16 protein-coding genes and 1 tRNA gene are annotated in these 17962 nt (G+C 61.7%); 9 read left to right on the top strand and 8 right to left on the bottom strand.

The features are described 5' to 3' along the window. Positions 1–33 precede the first annotated feature (33 nt). The gene (locus FJV77_RS11495) at positions 34–456 is read left to right on the top strand and encodes a VOC family protein (protein ID WP_142866921.1); all 423 of its coding nucleotides are present in this window, start codon (positions 34–36) and stop codon (positions 454–456) included. A gap of 103 nt (positions 457–559) precedes the next feature. Beyond that, complete coding sequence (locus tag FJV77_RS11490; protein WP_185970276.1) at positions 560–1471, top strand: arginase family protein; 912 nt, start codon at positions 560–562, stop codon at positions 1469–1471. A gap of 3 nt (positions 1472–1474) precedes the next feature. On the opposite strand, the gene FJV77_RS11485 is transcribed toward FJV77_RS11490, so the two are convergent. Next, positions 1475–2425: a trypsin-like peptidase domain-containing protein gene (locus FJV77_RS11485; protein WP_142866920.1), complete on the bottom strand. Its 951-nt coding sequence runs from the start codon at positions 2423–2425 to the stop codon at positions 1475–1477. A gap of 169 nt (positions 2426–2594) precedes the next feature. On the opposite strand from FJV77_RS11485, the gene FJV77_RS11480 reads away from it, so the two are divergent. From FJV77_RS11480 to FJV77_RS11470, 3 genes are all read left to right on the top strand, one after another. Then, on the top strand, positions 2595–3467 hold the full coding sequence (locus FJV77_RS11480) for a S1C family serine protease (protein WP_142866919.1): 873 nt from the start codon (positions 2595–2597) through the stop codon (positions 3465–3467). A 7-nt stretch (positions 3468–3474) separates the two neighbouring features. Beyond that, positions 3475–4110, top strand: a complete 636-nt coding sequence (locus FJV77_RS11475; RefSeq protein ID WP_142866918.1) for a helix-turn-helix transcriptional regulator — start codon at positions 3475–3477, stop codon at positions 4108–4110. 119 nt (positions 4111–4229) lie between these two features. Then, positions 4230–5096 carry an NAD(P)-dependent oxidoreductase gene (locus FJV77_RS11470; protein WP_142866917.1) on the top strand — a complete coding sequence of 289 codons (867 nt, stop codon included), beginning with the start codon at positions 4230–4232 and terminating at the stop codon, positions 5094–5096. Positions 5097–5407: 311 nt separating this feature from the next. On the opposite strand, the gene FJV77_RS11465 is transcribed toward FJV77_RS11470, so the two are convergent. Further along, positions 5408–6958, bottom strand: coding sequence for an OmpA family protein (locus FJV77_RS11465; protein WP_246691222.1), 1551 nt, complete (start codon positions 6956–6958; stop codon positions 5408–5410). On the opposite strand from FJV77_RS11465, the gene FJV77_RS32890 reads away from it, so the two are divergent. From FJV77_RS32890 to FJV77_RS11455, 3 genes are all read left to right on the top strand, one after another. Next, the gene (locus FJV77_RS32890; protein ID WP_246691221.1) at positions 6959–7690 is read left to right on the top strand and encodes a hypothetical protein; all 732 of its coding nucleotides are present in this window, start codon (positions 6959–6961) and stop codon (positions 7688–7690) included. A gap of 106 nt (positions 7691–7796) precedes the next feature. Beyond that, positions 7797–8243 carry a YcgN family cysteine cluster protein gene (locus FJV77_RS11460; RefSeq protein WP_112563363.1) on the top strand — a complete coding sequence of 149 codons (447 nt, stop codon included), beginning with the start codon at positions 7797–7799 and terminating at the stop codon, positions 8241–8243. Between the two features lie 301 nt (positions 8244–8544). After that, positions 8545–8889, top strand: coding sequence for a hypothetical protein (locus FJV77_RS11455; protein ID WP_142866915.1), 345 nt, complete (start codon positions 8545–8547; stop codon positions 8887–8889). A 251-nt stretch (positions 8890–9140) separates the two neighbouring features. Here FJV77_RS11455 and FJV77_RS11450 read toward each other — a convergent pair whose 3' ends face one another. Then, positions 9141–9851 (bottom strand): SIMPL domain-containing protein, encoded by a 711-nt coding sequence (locus tag FJV77_RS11450; RefSeq protein ID WP_142866914.1) that lies wholly within the window; start codon positions 9849–9851, stop codon positions 9141–9143. A gap of 134 nt (positions 9852–9985) precedes the next feature. Between FJV77_RS11450 and FJV77_RS11445 the strand changes: the two genes are divergently transcribed. Continuing rightward, a tRNA-Ile gene (locus tag FJV77_RS11445) sits at positions 9986–10061 on the top strand. Between the two features lie 567 nt (positions 10062–10628). Here FJV77_RS11445 and FJV77_RS11440 read toward each other — a convergent pair. The 5 genes from FJV77_RS11440 to FJV77_RS32325 all read right to left on the bottom strand — a co-directional run bounded on the left by FJV77_RS11440 (position 10629) and on the right by FJV77_RS32325 (position 17934). Beyond that, the gene (locus FJV77_RS11440) at positions 10629–11813 is read right to left on the bottom strand and encodes a Wadjet anti-phage system protein JetD domain-containing protein (protein WP_142866913.1); all 1185 of its coding nucleotides are present in this window, start codon (positions 11811–11813) and stop codon (positions 10629–10631) included. Beyond that, complete coding sequence (locus FJV77_RS11435) at positions 11810–15274, bottom strand: SbcC/MukB-like Walker B domain-containing protein (RefSeq protein ID WP_142866912.1); 3465 nt, start codon at positions 15272–15274, stop codon at positions 11810–11812. The genes FJV77_RS11440 and FJV77_RS11435 overlap by 4 nt, the downstream gene beginning before the upstream one ends. Continuing rightward, on the bottom strand, positions 15271–15921 hold the full coding sequence (locus FJV77_RS11430; protein ID WP_142866911.1) for a DUF4194 domain-containing protein: 651 nt from the start codon (positions 15919–15921) through the stop codon (positions 15271–15273). The genes FJV77_RS11435 and FJV77_RS11430 overlap by 4 nt, the downstream gene beginning before the upstream one ends. Further along, the gene (locus FJV77_RS11425; RefSeq protein WP_142866910.1) at positions 15911–17437 is read right to left on the bottom strand and encodes a Wadjet anti-phage system protein JetA family protein; all 1527 of its coding nucleotides are present in this window, start codon (positions 17435–17437) and stop codon (positions 15911–15913) included. Before FJV77_RS11425 ends, FJV77_RS11430 begins: the two co-directional genes overlap by 11 nt. Positions 17438–17760: 323 nt before the next feature. Continuing rightward, entirely contained in the window at positions 17761–17934 is a 174-nt protein-coding gene (locus FJV77_RS32325) for a hypothetical protein (RefSeq protein WP_185970275.1), read from the bottom strand. Positions 17935–17962 lie beyond the last annotated feature (28 nt).

Genomic DNA, 17962 nt, shown 5'->3' with positions numbered 1-17962 from the left:
CAGACTGTATGTTAGCTGAGAGGAGAAAGAAAGATGAAGGCGACGAGCTATTATCCAGTGTTGATGACTGGCGACGTGGCCGGCACGAAAGCCTTCTATGTCAATCACTTCCGCTTCAAGCCGCTGTTTGCGAGCGACTGGTATGTGCATCTGCAGTCGGCCGAAGACAGGCGCGTCAATCTCGGCATCGTCCACGGCGACCACGAGACCATCCCGGAGGAGGGGCGGGGCCGCACATCAGGGCTGCTGATCAATTTCGAGGTCAAGGATCCTGACGCCGTCTATGAGCGGATCCTTGCCGCCGGCCTGCCGATCCTGTGCAGCCTGCGCGACGAACCCTTCGGCCAGCGCCATTTCATCACCAGGGATCCCAATGGCGTGCTGATCGACGTCATCAAGCCAATCCCGCTCAGCCCGGAGTTTCAGGCGCAATTCGTGGAGGGCGCCGCAGCCTGAACCTGTGCCCGATGGCAGCAAATGTCGGCAGCGGCTCCAGCCCATGTGGCCGGGGTCCTGCTATGCAGTCTATGCTGGATGATGCTGAAGCTGGTCCTGTTGCATGCGTGACATCTGCCTTGTTCGTGCGCCATCCAATCTCGGCCTTCGGCCCCTGCGGCCGGGCCACGTGCCCGGCACCTGGCGGGCGCCGCAGGCGCTGACCGAAGCTGGTCTGGTCGAGGTGCTTGCGCCATCAAGGGTGGTCGATCTCGAGCGGCCCGCTTACAGCACCGAGCCGCAACCGGACACACGCCTGCGTAATGGTCCGGCGATCCGCCGCTTCAACCTAGACCTTGCCGAGATCATCGCCGGTGCGCTCGGGCAAAGCGAGTTCCCGCTGGTCATCGGCGGCGACTGCTCGATCCTGCTTGGCTCGCTGGCGGCCGCGCGGCGGTCCCGCGCGGTCGCGCTGGTGCATGTCGACGGCCACAGCGATTTCCGCCATCCCGGCAATTACGATGTCGATGCCGCGCTCGGCTCCGCCGCCGGCATGGACCTTGCGCTCGCCACCGGGCGCGGCGAGCCTTTGTTGACGGAGTGGCCCGGCATTGCCGGTCCGCTTGTCGCCGACGAGGCGGTGGTGCAGATTGGCGAGCGCGAGAGCCGCGATGTCGATTTTGCCTGGCCCGACATCGATGCGACCTCCATCACACGCATTGACGTCTTTACGGCACGGGAATTGGGCGCTGTAAAGGTGGTGGAGACGACGAGAGCGACGCTGGCGCGCGCCGATTGTCCCTATTGGCTGCATCTCGATGTCGACGTGCTGGACCAGACGGTGATGCCGGCGGTGGATTCACCCGGCAGTCCCGGCATCGATCCCGACGATCTGGTTGCCACCCTGTCGGCGCTGGTGGCGGACAAGCGCTGCATCGGCATGGACATGACGATCTTCGATCCCGACCTCGACCCGACGGGCGACCTGGCGCGGCTGCTGGTGTCGCTGCTCGGGCGGGTGCTTAATCAGCGATAGGCCTCAGCTCGCCCTTGCCACCGGCGTCACCGTGACCTGGCTGACGCCGGTGCGGCGTACCACGGTGCACAGCGTTTCGCGGCCGATGCGTTCGGCGTCGAGCATGCGCACGAGGTCGTCGACGCCGGTGACGGGGCGGCCGTCGATGGCCGCGATGATGTCGCCCTCCTTCAGGCCGGCCTTGGCCGCGGGGCCGTTCTTCTCGACGCTGCGCAGCCGCACCGCGGTGTTGGTCGACACCTGTGACAGGAGCGCGGCGCGGCGCGGCAGGTTGGTTGTGTCGGCGGAGATGCCGATGAAGGCGCGCCGCACGCGGCCGAAGCGGATGATCTCCGAGATGACGAAGTTGGCGGTGTTGGAGGCAACCGCGAAGGCGATGCCTTGCGCGCCATGGATCATGGCGGTGTTGACGCCGATGACCTCGCCGGCCGACGACACCAGCGGCCCACCGGAATTGCCGGGGTTGAGCGCGGCATCGGTCTGGATGACGTCGTCGATCAGCCGCCCGGTCGAGGCGCGCATCGAACGGCCGAGCGCGGAGACGACGCCGGAGGTGACGGTCCATTCAAAGCCGAGCGGATTGCCGATGGCGATCGCGATCTGGCCGCGCCGCAGCCGCTTGGAATCGCCAAGCGGCGCGACATCGGCAAAGCTGCCGTCGGCGCGCACCAAGGCGATGTCGGTATCGGGATCGCGGCCGAGAACACGGCCTTCTCTGGAGGCGCCGTCGGGCATCGAGACGCGCACGGTCCTGGCGTCGCCGACGACATGGAAGTTGGTGACGACCAAGCCGTCCTGCGCAATGACGAAGCCGGAGCCGTGGCCGCCCTGGCCGCCGATGCGCTCGATGCGGCAGACGGCGGGGCCGATGCGGTCGACCGCGTCGGCCACCGTCGTCGAATAGGCGTCGAGCAGTGTGTCGTCCGGTTGGAATTTGGCGGCGGCGAGGGCCATCGGTGGGCTCCGTGTTTTCAGGCTTGTTCGTGACTATATGTGCGGAGCGGCCGGAACCGCCGCGACCTGACCAGATGGCCAGTGAAACCATGAACTAGCCGTCAGGCGAGTATCTGCGAGCCAGCTGTCGCGCGATATCTGGGGCATGCAAGAAACCCAGGAGACCAAAATGAGCGACTTCAATCTCAACACCTTTTCCGAGGCCATCGCAGATGTCGCGGCAACGGCTGCGCCGGCGACGGCAAGTTTCGCTACCCATCACCATCGCACGGCCAGCGCCTTCCACTGGCGGGATGGCTATTTCGTCACCGCCGAGGAAGCCGTCGAGGCCGGCGAAGAGATCGAACTGACATTGGCCTCGGGCGAGACGGTGAAGGCCGAACTGGTCGGCCGCGACCCCTCGACCGGCGTAGCGCTTCTGAAGCCGGCCGGTGCGGCCACGGCGCCTGCGTTTGCCAAAGCGGATGCGGTGCGGCCCGGCAATCTGGCCATTGCCATCGGCAGCAGCCAGGGCTCGGCTCTGGCCGTGTCGGGCTCAGTCGGTGAGGTCGGTCCGGCATGGCGCTCGATGCGGGGCGGCAGCATCGACCGGCGCATCAATCTTGCCGTCAATGCCGGCGGCCGTTTCGAGGGCGGGCCGGTGCTCGACGCCAAGGGCGCGCTGATTGGCATGCTGCTGTTCGGGCCGCGCGGCCGGGCCCTGGTCATGCCTTATGAGACGATCGAGCGGGCGGTGGAGACGTTGCGTGAAAAGGGCCATGTCGCGCGCGGCTATCTCGGCGCCGGCCTGCACCCGATCCGTGACGGCGCGGCGCGCGGTGCCATGGTGATGAGCCTCGACGACAATGGCCCGGCCAAGGCCGCCGGTCTTGCTCTTGGTGACATCATCGTGGCGTGGAACGGCGAGGCCGTACATGGGCCGCGCGAGCTGATCCGCAAGCTTGGGCCCGATAGCGCCGGTGCCGCAGTGACGCTTGGCGTGGTGCGCGGCGGCGAGCAGCGCGATGTCGCGCTGACCGTCGGCGAGAAGCCGCTGAGCTGAGGAATTGATGGACACATTCGCCAACGATCGGATCATGGCTGACGGCCCCGCCTCGCGGCGGCTGGTGGTGTTGATCGCGCTTGGCGACGTTGTTCGCGCTGAGCGCTTGGCCGCCGCGCTTGCCGCGAGCGACGATCTGTTGCCGGTCGCGGCCGGCAGCGGTGCGGCCGACGTCGCCATCATCGACGGCAGCGGCGCTGATGCCGTGCCGTCCGCCACGCCGCGGGTGCTACTGTCTGGGCGTGCGGGCGGCGAACGGCCTGCCGGCGAGGTGATGGCGGTCATGCCTGCCGGCGCGGACGATCTGCTGATCGCCGCGGCGGTGCGGCTGGCGGCGGCTGGCTATCGCGTCTCGGGCGACGGCGGTGGCGGGCGCCATGGGGATTTTCATGCCGGCGATGGCGAGCCTTTAGAGGAAGACCTCTCCGATGAACATGCCTCCCGACCGGCACTGTCACCGCGCGAGGCCGAAGTGCTGGCACTGCTTGCCGAGGGCGCGCCCAACAAGGTGATCGCGCGACGGCTGAACATCTCGGTGCACACGGCAAAGTTCCACGTCGCCGCGATCCTGATCAAGCTCGGCGCGGCGAACCGCACCGATGCGATCGCGATTGCCATGCGGCAGGGCCTGGTGCTCGTCTGAGCCTCTTTCCGATTGACCCTACGCTGCGTAACCCGCTTGGAGACTGCTAGGGCCTTGCGCACTGCATTGTCGCCGCGCAAAGGTTCGCGCCAGTGATGTCGCAAGGGAGGTGCCTAGACATGTCGCTGAAGGGAAAGACGCTGTTCATCTCCGGCGGGTCGCGCGGCATTGGGCTGGCGATTGCGCTCAGGGCGGCGCGCGACGGCGCCAATGTGACGATCGCGGCCAAGACCGCCGAGCCGCATCCGAAGCTACCGGGCACGATCTACACGGCTGCCGAAGAAATCGAGCAGGCCGGCGGCAAGGCGCTACCGGTTTTGTGCGACATCCGCGAGGAGGCGCAGGTTGCGGAGGCAGTCGCTAGAACCGTGGAAAAATTCAGCGGCATCGACATCTGCGTCAACAATGCCAGCGCCATCCAGCTCACCGGCACGCTGGAGACCGACATGAAGCGTTACGATCTGATGCACCAGATCAACACGCGCGGCACTTTCCTGGTCTCGAAAATGTGCATTCCGCACTTGAAGTTGGCAAGCAATCCTCACATTCTGAATCTGGCGCCGCCGCTCGACATGAAGGCCAAGTGGTTCAAGAACCACGTTGCCTACACGATGGCCAAGTTCGGCATGTCGATGTGCACGCTGGGCATGAGCGCCGAGTTTGCCAAGGACGGCATCGCGGTCAATTCGCTGTGGCCGATCTCGACCATCGACACGGCGGCGGTGCGCAACCTGCTCGGCGGCGCGACGGTGGCGGCGATGAGCCGTTTGCCCGATATCATGGCCGATGCCGCACATGCCATCTTCGTGCGGCCATCGCGCGAGACGTCAGGCAATTTCTACATCGACGAAGAGGTGCTGCGCGCCGAGGGCGTGACGGACTTTTCGATCTATTCGCCCGGTGCGACAGGATCGCTGGCCGGCGACTTCTTCGTGCCGGACGACGTGTTCGCCAATTCACCGACGAAGGTCAAAAGCATCTACTAGCTGACATCATCGAATGGGGTATTCGGTCCAGCTTGCCGCGGTTTGCAAGGCCAAAGCGCGTTGCGTTCATTGCGACGCAAAAAACCCCGCCGGGAGGGCCGGCGGGGCTCAATGCATCCCGCTGGAGTCGGGACGGGGCAGGGAACGCCCAGCCCCGAATCTGGGGTTTGCCGCCCCGTGGTTCAATGAGCCGGTTCTAATATCGCTACAATTCTTGTTGAACGGGATAGATCTGCCCATCCCGGTTCGCCGGGATGGGTTTCCTTGCCGATCTGGTTCCAGAAGATCCATTAAGTCTCTGGAAACTCAGGTCAATTGTTGCTCGCCACCGGCGCCACCAGCGAGGTGATGCGGCGGATGGCGACACGGCGGTTCTCGCGGTTGGGCGCCGGGGTGTTGACCTTCAAGTACTCCTCGCCATAGCCCTGCGTGGTCAGGTTTTCCGGCGGGATGCCAAAGGCATTGGTCAACGCTTCGGCGACCGCTTCGGCCCGACGATCGGACAGAGCAAGGTTCGCCTCCGGTGTGCCGACGGCGTCGGTATGGCCTTCGATCAGGAAGGTTTCGGCCGGGTTCTTCTTCAACAACTTCTCCATGGCGCTGGCGACACCTTCCAGTTTCTGCACCTCGGTGTCGGAGATCGACGCCGAACCGAACTCGAAGTTCAGCGTATCAAGATCGACGCGGCGGGCAATGTCGCGCACGCGGGCCGAACGCTTGACCTCGTCGATTGAGTAGAGGCGCTGGACTCGCTCCACCGGCGGCTGTTCGAGGAAGGTGTAGTAGTCGTCCGGGTCCTCGACATCCTCGGAGTCCAGGATATACTCCTCGCGCGGAATGGTGAGCCGCATCGGCGGTAGATCGTCGCCGGGATCGCGCCAGTCGCTATCATCCTCATAGTGCCGCTCGTCGACATAGCTCAGCACATATTCGCGTCCATCCGGCGCAATGCGCGAACGCTGGATGACGTCGCCATAGCGGTTGCGGATGGTGACGATCTGGACACCGTTGTCACGCTCGACGATTTCCCGGGTGCGATCGCCCGACAGATCCTCGTAGTAGACGTTCCTGGCGCCGCGGGTCATGCGCGGGGCGTCATTGCTCTGGACGAATGTCTGGTTGTTGAACTGCAGGATGACGCGGTCGCCGAGTTCCCTGACGACGTCGACGCCTTTCGGACGCCGGCGGTCGCGAACGTTCTCATCGGGTGCACGCTCTACGCGCTTGCCCTTTTCCTCCGTCACCGGCGCGATCTTTTCAGGCTGGATTGCCTGTTGGGCCGACTTGTCGTCGGTGGGCGGCGGTCCCTGGTCGACCGGAGCCGGAGCCGGCTTCGGGTTCTGCGCCTGGGTGCCGTCCTGCGCGGGCTGCTCGCCCGTCTGGCCGCCCGCATTCTGGCCACCACCGACATCTTGGCCGCCCTGGTCCTTGCGGTGCTTGCGCCTGGCATCCTTCTGGCTGTCCAGAATGGGCGCTTCGTCGGGATTGGCCACAGCTTCGCCCTGCGCCGGCTTTTCGCCTTGCGCCGGCTGCTCGGCATTGGCGGGCTGTTGCTCACCCGTCGCGGGTTGTTGTTCGCCGGCCGCAGGCTGCTGTTCGCCCGTCGCCGGCTGTTCGCCGACAGGTTTCTTGCCGTGCTTCCTGGCCTGGTCCTTTGGCTGTTCGCCCTCAGCGGGAGCGGCCTGCTGATCGGCCGGCGGCTGAACAGGTTCAGCCTTCGGCACGGCTTCTCCGGCAGGGGCAACCTTGGTGGCTGGCGCCTGTTCGGCGGGTGCGGCCTCGATCTGCTGCTGGTCCTGCTTGCGCTTTTTCTTGCGCGGATTGTTGTCGTTTGCCGGCGCAGCCTGTTCAGTGGGCGCCACTTGCTCAGCCGGCTGCTGGGCTGGCTGTTCAGCCGGGGCCGCCTCGATCTGCTGCTGCTGGTCGCGCTTCTTCTTGCGCGGCTTAGGCTGCTGTTCATCAACAGTGGGGGCGGGCTGCTCGGCAGCAGGCGCTGCCTGTTCCGCCGGCGCTGCCTCGATCTGCTGCTGCTGCTCACGCTTCTTCTTGCGCGGCCTGGGCTGCTGTTCCTCCACGGCCGGAGCGGCCTGCTCGGCGGGGGCCTGCTCCGTCTGCTGTTGCTGATTGCGTTTCTTCCTGCGCGGCTGCTGCTCTTCGGCCGGAGCGGCTTGTTCAGCAGGGGCCTGCTCGACCTGCTGCTGTTGCTGATGCTTCTTCTTGCGCGGCTGTTGTTCCTCGGCTGGTGCAGCCTGCTCGGCGGGTGGCGCTGCCTGTTCGGCCGGTGCCTGTTCAGCCTGCTTGCGTTTCTTTTTGCGCAGTTCCTGGTCGGTCTGCTGACCATCTGCAGCAGGGTCGTCCTGGACCAGGATCAATGGCGCGGCCGTGTGCTGCAAGGGGCCGAAAACGGCGTTGCCCTGCAGCGGGGATGCGCCCAACGGCGCGGATGCCATCAGCAGGCCGAGTGCCGTACCTGCCAGTACCCGTGGTTGGCGTTTCATCACGAATTCTCCTTGTGGGGTCCCATCCCTGCCCAAACTTTCATCAGCCGGATTGGTTCCGGTTCGCGAGCATTACCGACAACGAAGGACGATTGACCGGCCTTTTGAAGGCAACTTCATGTTTTTCGTATGGTGCGGGCGGCATTTGCGGCGGCGGTACAGCTTGACCTCACCGCCATCGAGGGCCACATCTCAGCCCATGATGGAAACCCCGTTCTGGAAAACCAAGACGCTGGAAGCAATGACGCCGGCCGAGTGGGAATCGCTCTGCGACGGATGCGGTAAATGCTGCCTGTCGAAACTCGAGGACGAAGATACCGGCGAAATCTACTGGACATCAGTCGGCTGCCGTCTGTTCGACGGGCAAACCTGCCGCTGTTCGGACTATGCCAACCGGCTGGCGCGCGTGCCGGACTGCGTCGGGCTGACGCCGCAGAATGTGCGCACCATCAGCTGGTTGCCAAAAACCTGCGCCTACCGGCTGGTTGCCGAGGGCCACGATCTCTACTGGTGGCACAGGCTGGTGTCGGGAAGTGCCGAGACCGTGCATGAGGCCGGCATTTCCATGCGCGGCCGCGTCCGCGCCAGCGAGACCGATCTTGCCGAGCCGGACGACTATTTCGACTATATGCTCGACGACGAGCCCTAGATTCAAAGTTATAGAGCAGGATGTCTGGACAAACACTGTTTGTCCGAGAAAACCGCGTCACACTTTTCGGCTTCATGCTCAAGCGTCTGGAACGGATGTAGCCGCCGCCCGTTCTGGGATGACCGGACGTTTTTGACACTCCAAGTCGTTTGCAGCGTGGAAGGGGAGGTTGCTTTCGACCTGTCCGGCAGATTAACCGAAAATGAACGGCCGGTTCGCAAAGAGTTCAGATTGCAAGGAGCATTCTCCCCCCATCGGTTCGACGAAGACGGGCGCCAGCCCTCAATAAGGAGAGAAGACAATGTTCAACACGATCAAAACGGCGGCCCTTTCGGGTCTCGTAGCCCTCGGCACGCTTACCGCCGTGCCCGCCCATGCGGACTCGATCTATCTCGGCTTCGGCAACAACCACGACCGCCGCGTCGGCGTCTATACCGGCGACGACGATGAAGGCTTTCGCCGCGAGCGCTATTGGCGCCGCTGTTCGCCGGAGCGCGCCCTCGACAAGGCCGAGCGCATGGGCCTGCACCGCGTCCGCCTCGTCGACGTCAATCGCCGCGTCGTGAAGGTCGCCGGCCGCCAGTATGGCGATCGCGTGGTGGTCGTGTTCGCCAATGAGCGCGGTTGCCCGGTTATTTATCGCTAAGGCAGGAGACTGATCTGCCGATGAAGATCAGTCTGGAGGCATGATCCTCTGCGAGGATCAGCCTGTGATAGCGGCATGATCCTCTGCGAGGGTCGGCCAGGAGCCCCCTTTCCCATAGCGCGGAAGGGTGCGGCTCGAAGAAAACCCCGAAGGACCGTGTCCTCCGGGGTTTTTCATATTTGGTGCCAATTAAAATAGCGGCCAGTTCGGCCCGCAGCAGCTGCCGCGGGCCTTTGCTGATTTGGATAAGCCTACTTGAGCTCAAAGGTGACGGTGACCTGCACCGCGTAGGCATTCTCGCCGGCCTGCACCGGTACCGCGGCGCCTGCCGCATCGAAGGCCTTGGCATTGATCGGCATCGGCGCCGGCGCGATGTTCTGGTCGGTGATTTCCAGCACCCGGCCGATGCTCACGCCGGCAGCCTCGGCCAGCGTCTTGGCCTTGGTCATGGCGTCGGCGACCGCCTTCTTGCGGGCCTCGGCGACGGCAGCCTTCGGATCCTCGTTGGAGAACGAGATGCCGCCGCCCTGGTTGACGCCGAGGGACACCGCCTTGTCGAGAATCTCGCCGGTCTTGTCGATGTCGCGGATGCGTACGGAGAGCGTGTTGGTCACCTGGTAGGCGACAAGTTCGGCTTCCTGGCTGCCGTCGGGCTTGTTGGTGTAGTTGTAGCGCGGGTTGATCTGGATGCCGGCGGTTTGCAGGTCGCGGTCCTTGACCCCGGCCGACTTCATTGCCGCGATCACGGCGGCCATGGCATCGTTGTTGGCGTCGAGTGCGGCGCGTGCGGTCTTAGCCTCGCGCATGACGCTGAGCGTCAGCAGCGCCAGGTCCGGCGCTACAGTCGACTGGCCTTCCCCCGACACGATGATGCGGGGCGGGGGCAGCGAATCGGCGGCGGTGGCAATAGCCGGAAAAGCGATCGCCGCGGCAAGTGCGAGCGGCAAAAGATGTCTGGTCATGAAAATCTCCTCGGTCTGCGATCCAGTCGCGCCTGCCGACTAGGATGCGAATATGGGCTGATTTGGGCGATCTCGGCCAGCCCGTCCGGAAAGCCTTGTGCCGCGTAAGGAAAAACACTAATCCAGCGCGCGTGGGGCCTGTAGCTCAATGGTTAGAGCCGGCGGCTCATAACCGCTTGGTTGGGGGTTCGAGTCCCTCCGGGCCCACCATTAAGTCCGCCAGTTTTGGTGCGTTTTCGAGCCGATTGTCGGCGAAGCCGTCGCGGGGGAGTTCAAGAACATTGCGCTTGCTCGATTGAGGGACGCGGCGAACGACGGCTCATTGATCTGCACTCAAGATATGGCCTCCCTCCTTTTCGAATGGCGAAGGTTCGCCGGGACTGAAGGTGTTCGCGAAGTTCGGGCCTGGACCGACGCCGCCCTCTCACAACCAGAATTTCTTCTCGCGCTAGCGGAGCAGATGCCATCATCCTCATGGTCGTTCGGTATGGGTGACCGGATCCAGCGGCAGACCGTTAAAGTCGACACCAAGGCGTACCAGAGTCTGATTGACATCCCGCGACTCTACGCGCGCGTCGACGAGGAACTCTCTGCCTCGCGTATGGAGCCTGAAGAACTTGAGAGGCTTCGGAGTTTCAAAGATATCCCCCGCGGGGCACATGGTGACCGAGACACTGCCGACTATGGTTGACGCCTTCGATGTTCACGAACACGGCCGCGGGAGTGGCGACTTCACCGATTATGTCGACGCCGATTTGGAGGCCGCACAGAGATTGATCAACGTGACGAGGCTCTCTGCGTACTTTCGTACAGGCGCGGAACTACAGGATCGAGTTCCTCCTGTTCCAAGTGTTTTGCACCGGGTTTTGAAAGGTACGTGGTCAGCTCAAAGAGAATCGATCGGTCTGCCTTAGCAATTCTGCCAGCCGTTTGCTCCGGCGGACTACCGTGCATTTCGGCCAACTCGACGGTCATGAGGTGCGGGAGCAGCCTGCGACCGAATGCTCTCTCAACTGTCAGGAAGATCCAGATGCCATCAGGGTCGATGTCGGACCAGTGGTAAAAAGGTACCTCGTCGGGGAAGCGACGGGCAATCAAGCCGAACGCTTTCTGAATTCCAGCGGAAGGATAGCCGCCTCCGTACAGGACGAGTCCTCGGCGATCCGGATCTGCCTCAGTCACATGCCTGACGAAGCTCGTGTAGTTCTCCACCACGAGGACATATTCCGGCGTCCGGCTGAAGGCGATGGTATCGATTGCATCGGCCGGGAAGCCAAGGAAGGAAACGTCCGGTTGGGCCGCTCTCAAGGCGATGGGGCCAGAAAGGAGGAGGGGAGGAGACACCTTTTCCAGCCCGATCGCACCGAGTGCCTCTCGGGGAGTAGCGCCCTCCGGGATGTCTGCGCCAACGCCGCGCAGGACCCTTGCGACTGCTGCCTCCAGCCGCTCCAATGCCTTGCTGTCAGAAACAGCCCTCCTAGAAAAAGTGCGATAGTCCAGTCCGACGTGTTGCTGTCTATAAATCGCTTGCGCGAGGGTGAGCGTACGCTCGAGCGAACCTATATCGCCGGGAGCAATGCCAGCCCACCGCCGATTCCTGGACCAGGCTCCGGCAGCCTCCCGCGCATACTCAGCGAACGGGGCAGACAGCTCAGCGCGGCGAAACAGGTCCTCGAGTGCTGACGCCGAGCGCTGACCGGAAGGAATTCGTTCGACGAAACGATACAGGCTCGCCGCGTCAGCGATGCGCACGAATTTGACCTCGCCGGCTCGCCGCCCCTCATCCATCCGTAGCTCGATCGCACCCGCCCGACTTGCCTCCTCCAACTTCTTCCGAAAGCGGTCGGCCTCGACGATGCTCGAAAAAGCACCGTTGTCCGGATAAGCGCGGGCGCCCGCTCGACCATCCTCGTGCCTGTTCAGGAGATGAGAGAGAAGGGCGGTTGGATCTGTGAATCTCACTCCGCTGCCATCCTGCGCAACGCATCATCGTCCATGAGCTCGGGGTTGATCCGCAGCAGTTCCTTGCGGGCCTTCTCCTTCAGTTGAACTACGGTCGTCTCTGACTGCCCGTTGCCAATATTGTCTACCTCGACGATGGCATGCATGTAGCCGAGCAAGGAAGGCCGCCGCTCGGGTGGCGCAGCCACGATCACCTGCAGGCCAAGGCTCTCATAGAACTTCATCATCTGCCGCTGGTTCTTGCCGTCGAGCTTGGCAAAGGCTTCGTCGAAGACGGCAAGGGCCATTCCAAGTCGCGATCCGAATCTTCCCTCGGCGGTTCCGTAAACAGAAGCCAGCGAGGCACCGATGGCAACGTAAAGCGGGACTTGTTGCTCGGCTCCGGAACCCGTTCCGCGCCGAGTTTCCCAGCGTGTCTTGTGCCCGGTATCGAGGTTTTCCATGTGGACCTCGAATACGAAGAAGTTCCTATAGTCCTCAAAATTGTCAAAGTCGGTGTCGGGATCCTCCAGGATGCGCTTCACCTCATCGAGCACGGGCTTGTGGGGAGAGTCTTCGGGAATTTCGCCCTTGAATAAAAGATCTAGTGCGTCCTCGGACGTCACGTAAATCTCGACAGCTTTCAGGATGGGCGAGTACTGGGCCAATTGCATCCTGCTGAACGAATATCGCTCGCCGTGGAACGTGTGATTGCGCAAACTATGGTTCAGCGCGTCGATATCTCTCTTCAGCTTAGAGATGCGTGAATGGAGGGAGTTGACGAACTCACCACGAAAGATGGATGAGACCCGCTCGGAAGCCTCATCCGCCAACGCTTCATGCCGTGTGAGCTCGTTCTCTTCGATATCGCGAATCGTGGCTTCTGCCCATGGTAAGATGTCCTTCAGGATGTCGCTTTCTACTCCAGCCACAGAACTCAAGGGGGCGATGTCAAAGTAGCTCCTCATGGCGGCTCGCACGCCTCTGTCGGCCTCCATCATTCTGTCCCTAGCTTGCTTGGAGCGGTCCTCCGCGCGCTGTCCGATCGCACGATGGATCCCGGCCAATGCTGCGTAGCGGGCAGATGAAAAGCTTGGGATCTGTTTATCCGCCATCCGCTCCCTATACCTGCGGTTGGCGGGCACTGCGGCCGTCAGGCGCCAACTATAGTGGAACAGGCGGCGGGAGAGGTTCCGCGAATGGCGCGATCCCTCTTGGCTTGTAAGGCTCTCGAGCGTCTTTCTCGCGGTTTCGGCCTGTTTCTGATAGGCTCCCTGCCTCTTCTGGATCGACGTGAGCTCGCCGTTCCTGGCCTGAATGTAGGCTTGTTGAACTTTCTTCTTCTCCTCAAGTTCGTAAAGGCGCTTCAGGTCGCCCTGATCCACGGCCTCCAATCTGGACCGAGCCTCTTGTGCCAACCCCTCCTGATCCTGCGCCCTGGCAAGCAGGCCTACTACTGTCTCGCCGTCCGCAGTCGAAGCCAAGATGGCAGCGGAGCGGTCAACCTCGGAAAGGACGCGCCTGCGCTGGGACAGGGTTTCGATTTCCTCCTGCAATTCCTCCAAACGCCTTTTCTGCTCGAGGAGCAGCTGCTCCTGGGCCGTCTTGCCGATCTTGAGGCGGGAGGCTTCCTCCAGTCGGGTCCCCCGTACCAGCCCATCATCATACAGGCCGTCAGCCATAACGGCGCGGCCGGGCTGATTGAATCCTTCCATGGTGCGGGCCAGCCGCACATTGCCATATCTGCGCTGCAGAAAGGCGAGCGCGTCTTTGTCATCGGACCTGAAAAGAGACGGGAACCAACCTGCTTGAGCCGGATCTTGGTATCGCTCAAGCTTGTTTAGGCTGACCAAGGACGCCTGGCGGAGCTCCCGTCTATTTTCCCTCAGGATGGCCGTTGCCCCGTGGATGTGATCGCGATCGACGAAGATCGCCTCCCTGTCCCGACCGAGAAGACCTTCAGCCGCTTGCGCCCAGTCCTTGTCCGTAAGATCAATGATGTCGCAAAGCGCTCTCGGAATCATCCCGGCCATTCGAAAGAGCCTCATCAACTCGCGGGTATGGTCGCCGAGGTGAGAATCCCGGGAACCGGAAGCGGCCGCCTCGATAGACCGAGACAGCTTACCGACGTCCTCAGTTTTGGTATGCAAAGTCGCTTCCGCCTCGCTGCGCGCTCTCCCAATTCTCTCGGCGATGACGGGGAGCGATGCCAGGAAGGCTTGTTCGATGACCGCCGTGGCTTCTGTATTGCCACACCTGACGGCCTCGGCCAGCGCGGAGGCATGAGCGGCCAATTCGCGGGAGCTTACTTCACCCTTTCCGAGTGCTTCGGCCGCCGCGGCGATCCGCTGCATGTGCTTCACTCGCTCGGAGACCCGATTGAGGCAATCTGTGGCGGAGTAGGAATGGCTTTCTGCCATCTTCTTCAGATCGTCGATGCCCGTCCTCGCTTTGATCGCTTCGATCTGCTTTATGATGCGATGCACATCCTGGTTCGCTTCAGTGATCGAGTGGTTCAGGTCGGTGATTTCCTCGCTCTCGGCTAGGAGAGATGCCTCGGCTTCCTTGATCTCTTCTTCAAGTGCCCGCATTGCCGCCGAGGCCGCTAGATACTTCGCCTTGCGACTAATCCAATCCTCCTCGTCGTGTTCGTTGAGAGCATTTCTGAATTCTTCCGCACGGGCTTTGACCACCTTCAGCCGCTTCGCGCGCTCACGCATGTTCTTGATGGTCTGATTGACTTGCCGATAAGTCTTCAGTGACTCTCGCAGTTCACCAATCCTCATGGGGGATTCCTCGAGGATATAGCTCCTGACGAAGTCTGTTGCGGATAGGCCTTGGTTAAGAGTCATGCCGTTCACAATCGCCTTTGCAAGTGCGCCGGCGTTTCCCGCGGTCGGCGCCGATCTTGGAACCAAGTCGCGCATGTACTCGCGGATGTGATCCGTGGCGCTGTCGCGATGATTCACGAAGCCGCCACCGCATTCCCTCTCCAGGGATTGCCTGACTTCCTCCCATTGCGCGAATTCTTGCCGTCCTTCCCGCTCACGCAGGAAATCCGTCGTCTTCAATATTTTGCCGCGGACGACGAAACGGCCGAGTACAGTTTCTGCTGGCTGTGTCTTCCTCGCCTCCATGGCGAGGCCTACCGTCAAGTCGGGCTTCACTCCATCGGCGTCGCGAAAACTGATAGTCACGTAGGTAAGGCAGGCTTCGCGCCGAAAATCACCCTCTCCATGGGCACCGAGGCAGTACGCCTGTACCGTGCGTCTCGGACCGCTTCTGCGGCGACTCTCACCAGCGACTGGGTTGAGGTTCATGTACCGTCCGCTGGCGCCGGTGAGCACCACTTGGATCATGTCGAGGATTGTTGATTTGCCCGAGGCGTTTTCACCGAGGAAACCGACGTGGCCAGAAACCGGGATATCTTCGACGTTGAACGCATGCCAGTTCACCAGCGCGAGGTGCACGAGTTCCATCATTGGACATTCTCCCCAGCGGGTGCTAACTGGCGAGGCTCGTAATCTTCCAGCGCAACCTGCTCCTCAATCCGCTTTAGCGCGTCGGATCCGGAAACAAGCTTGATTATCGGCCGGACCACTACCTCCCGGTCCTGGAGGGCGCGGTCGAACTCTCCAAGCCAGATCAGGTTGCGGGCAGCAAGATCCTCGAGAATATCTTGGAACCTTGACTGGGCTACCAGCATCTTTGTGCCTCTTTCGGCCATTTCCCTGTACTTCTCGTAAAGGACGTTGAACGTGGTCAAGACCGTCGCGCGCTCCTCAACGTTGCCCTGGTTCGCTTCGTCCTGCCAGTGAGCCGCCGCCACCAGGAGAACGATGGTCTCATCAGCCTTCATTTTTGGCGTTGACGACATCTCTTCGTCACAGAGCACGATCCCGGCCCACTGTTCCTCTTGCTCGCGGTGGAGGCGGTAGCCGATGCAGTCAAAGAATTCGTCAATCAGTCTTCTGAAGCGACTATCCATAATTACATCGTAGATAGTTGCCACGCCCCGGTCGCCCGAATACACGAATTGATGACGCAGCAGGTATCGGCACGCCTTGCGAAGATCGGCGCCCTTGTCCGCCCCGAATCGGGCCTCTACTTCTTCGAACTCAGCCAGCATCGACGCCTCCAGCCGGGACAGACCTTCTCCGGATGAGGAAATTCCCGCACCTGATCCAATCGCTATCGTGCTGCGGTCCGTCAGCGTCATCCACGATCTCGAACGCCACCGCGATAGAGGGCGGAATATCGCCCGGCTTGGTGAACCTTCGGATCGCATCGAATGCAATGAATGAGTCCACGTCTTCGATCTCAAGGAAGCGCGCCTCTTTCGTCACCGCAAGAGGGACGTTCTCATGCAGCCATTGGAGCAATCGTATCTCGTCTGGAACGATTCTTTCCATGTACTCCTTCTTGAGCCTTTTGCGCAGCACCAGCAATGGATCCACCAATTTGGGTGGAACCGCCATTGACTCCAAGGCCTTGCGGGGTTGCCGCGGTTGCGCGAGATGCCTTTCCGACCATGGCGTATCCATCGGTTCGACCGGCAGGGGAACCCACGCGTATTCAGAGAGAGCGGGGCGCTGGTCCATCACCTTGTGGAGCCGGCGCACGAGTTGCGAGGCCCGGCTTGAAATACCACTGCTTCCTTGCTCCGCATACTTGACCGTGTTCCGGAGACGCTGTTCTAGCTGCCGCCGGAAGACGGCGATTCGATCGAACATCTCGCCGATCCCATCAAAGACCTCCTGGATCGATAGAAGATCGGTCTCAGCTATTCTAAGCCCATTCTCAAGTGTATCGGCCATCCCGTTCTCAACATACCCCGAAGCGATCGTCCTCATGGTTCCAGGATCGAGAGAAATGTCGCGGGCAAGATCGAGGATATGATCCTTGAACCTAAAGGGGTGGTTGAAAGTGTGGATCGCTTGGAAGTCCTTCAGAACCAACTCGCCGATGAATTCCTGAAAATAGGCGTCTACTCTCTCGCGCATGCTCCGTGATTCCATGATGGTACGGCGGATACGCCTCAGGTCGGATAGGATCGCCCTGAGCGTTTTAAGAAAGGCGGTGGCCTGTTCTCTAGCCTGCACCACGGCATATGCAGCATCCACGGCCTCCTTTCCGGAAGAGCCCGACTGGAGTCTCGCCGCTAGTTCCAGACTCTGCTTCACGTTGACGACGATGCCGCCGAAGCGCTGGCTCACGTCGGATTTCAGGCTGGACAGGAGCTGCATGACCAAGCTTGCTCCCATGGGCATATCTACCGTCACCCTTAGCCCATATTCTTCCTCTTCGAGCCAACCGGTCTGGAGCAGTTTCTGGTAGGCAACGCTCGCGACCCGCAACGCAGCCTCCGCAGCCTCGTTCGCCTCGCCTGCGAACTTCAGGCGCCGACGACGCTTAGACACTAGGTCAGGCAGACCTTCGCCAACGTCGTCGCCCTCGGCAAGTAGCTCGGGCATTCGCTTGATGAGATCGTAGATTGCATGGACGACCTCCTGGGGGGTGGGGAAGGACGCTCCACGAGAGAAGAAGCGCTCGTAGGTGTCCAGCAACGCCGCCTCGTAGAGGAACCGGAATTTGCGTGAGAAGATCAGAAATGCGTCATCACTAAGATAACGAAAAAGTGCCATCTGTGGCGTGTACCCCAAGGTGCCCACGAATTTTATGCCACCGCTTGGTGAGCCAAACAACCTAAGAAACGCTCTGTCGAGAGCAATATTCAGAAGTTCGAATGGATATTTCTACTTGAATAGCCGGAACGGTTGTCACAATTTGGGTTCCGAGACCGGCTCCGCAGTAGGCGAGCACCAGAGGAGACCGTTTTGCTTCCTAACGGCGTTGGCTGTGCGATCGAATGCGTCGGCTGGCGCAAACATTTCTCTGGGACGCACCTCCGCGCGCCGGAATCGAGGTTCTGGGCGTAGATCACGACATCCGCCGGCTCTCCCCGACGCTAGTTCGTCTTCAATTGACCAATCCGGTTTTCGGCGATCCAGCGCGCAGCGAGCACCAGCGCGCCCATGCTGAAATCCTTACCGTGCTTGGCGACCATCTCTTCCGACAATTTGGCGAGTTGTTCGAAGAACGCGTCCTTGCTCTCTTCCTCGGTGGTGATTTCGGTCTGCATTCTATCCTCCTCTTTCACGCGGACCGCG

Source organism: Mesorhizobium sp. WSM4306, from assembly GCF_007003975.1.
GTDB lineage: Bacteria > Pseudomonadota > Alphaproteobacteria > Rhizobiales > Rhizobiaceae > Mesorhizobium.
Note: the sequence above shows the minus strand (reverse complement) of the source record. Positions and strands in the feature narration are given on the sequence as shown.

Bases quoted from the DNA above. Each gene is read 5' to 3' on its own strand.
- FJV77_RS11455 (WP_142866915.1), top strand. From the start codon at position 8,545: ATGTTCAACACGATCAAAACGGCGGCCCTTTCGGGTCTCGTAGCCCTC.
- FJV77_RS11460 (WP_112563363.1), top strand. From the start codon at position 7,797: ATGGAAACCCCGTTCTGGAAAACCAAGACGCTGGAAGCAATGACGCCG.
- FJV77_RS11490 (WP_185970276.1), top strand. From the start codon at position 560: ATGCGTGACATCTGCCTTGTTCGTGCGCCATCCAATCTCGGCCTTCGG.
- FJV77_RS11495 (WP_142866921.1), top strand. From the start codon at position 34: ATGAAGGCGACGAGCTATTATCCAGTGTTGATGACTGGCGACGTGGCC.
- FJV77_RS11435 (WP_142866912.1), bottom strand. From the start codon at position 15,274: ATGATGGAACTCGTGCACCTCGCGCTGGTGAACTGGCATGCGTTCAAC.
- FJV77_RS11425 (WP_142866910.1), bottom strand. From the start codon at position 17,437: ATGGCACTTTTTCGTTATCTTAGTGATGACGCATTTCTGATCTTCTCA.
- FJV77_RS32325 (WP_185970275.1), bottom strand. From the start codon at position 17,934: ATGCAGACCGAAATCACCACCGAGGAAGAGAGCAAGGACGCGTTCTTC.
- FJV77_RS11475 (WP_142866918.1), top strand. From the start codon at position 3,475: ATGGACACATTCGCCAACGATCGGATCATGGCTGACGGCCCCGCCTCG.
- FJV77_RS11480 (WP_142866919.1), top strand. From the start codon at position 2,595: ATGAGCGACTTCAATCTCAACACCTTTTCCGAGGCCATCGCAGATGTC.
- FJV77_RS11430 (WP_142866911.1), bottom strand. From the start codon at position 15,921: ATGCTGGCTGAGTTCGAAGAAGTAGAGGCCCGATTCGGGGCGGACAAG.
- FJV77_RS11470 (WP_142866917.1), top strand. From the start codon at position 4,230: ATGTCGCTGAAGGGAAAGACGCTGTTCATCTCCGGCGGGTCGCGCGGC.
- FJV77_RS11485 (WP_142866920.1), bottom strand. From the start codon at position 2,425: ATGGCCCTCGCCGCCGCCAAATTCCAACCGGACGACACACTGCTCGAC.
- FJV77_RS11450 (WP_142866914.1), bottom strand. From the start codon at position 9,851: ATGACCAGACATCTTTTGCCGCTCGCACTTGCCGCGGCGATCGCTTTT.